We start from the raw sequence: 916 nt of genomic DNA, 5'->3' as shown, positions 1-916 counted from the left end.
GATAAATGTACTATGGGCTTTAATATATCAGAATGAGTATTTTGATAGGTTTTGTCTGTTTTTAAAACCCCCAAAACCCCTTTTTATATATATTATAGATTGTATTTACGAATTGTATTTAATATAGGTTGTTTCTTTAAAACATTAACGCATTGAAATATAATAACTTTTATTTCTAATTAAAAAAATAAAATAATACGTATAAAAAGCCCCCCCAAAACTCATAATGAGGAGTGCTTTGAAGAGTTCACTGTTATATTGTTAATGTTCTATAAGATTTCCAAATTGCCTCAGTGTGATGTTTTATGGCTTGTCACTAAGGGATTCCATTCATAGCGTATGGTAGGGCGACCGCCTTGTGAGCTCTTGTCTCCAGAGATTTCACGTATATAGTTACAACGGCATAAAAGCTCTAAAGCTTGCTTAACAGCTCCATTATCTTTGAAACATTTCCAATCACGTTTATAAATATCCCTTGTTGTAAAAACATCGGGTAAACAATCACAACGCTCGACAATTAATTTTGCCCCCTCTGTTGCTAAGCTATTCGCCGCCGCATAGAGCCTTTTGACATGACTTAACAAATATTTTTCCCATCGCAAGGCTCTTTCAAGGGTATCTCTATTGATTTCCAAACGCCCCCCTTCGGTTAATTCAAAAATTAATGCAAGACTTACTATGGTCTTAGGCATTTTCAAAAGATGCGCTTGTAAGCTTTCAGAAAGGTTATTCTCTTTGGCTTCTTTAAAAATCTTTTGCATCCATTCACGAAAGATCTCTTGAGCTTCAGCAGAAAAGCGCATCACAAGAGGGTGTTCTGGTGAACCAAGGGGGTTATTATAAAGAGAACGAAATGCCCCTTCATAAGTTTCCCATGCCTCTTGATTGGGCGGTCTATCAACCCATTTCCAATCTT

At 36.0% G+C, this 916-nt stretch carries 1 protein-coding gene; it reads right to left on the bottom strand.

The features are described 5' to 3' along the window. Positions 1-290: 290 nt before the first annotated feature. Positions 291-916: DUF3987 domain-containing protein (locus ACFIO5_RS10860; RefSeq protein WP_375705406.1), on the bottom strand; the 626-nt coding region annotated here is incomplete at its 5' end.

This window comes from Bartonella sp. AA86SXKL (assembly GCF_042196885.1).
The sequence above is the reverse complement of the archived record's forward strand: the minus strand, read 5'-3'. Positions and strand labels throughout refer to the sequence as shown.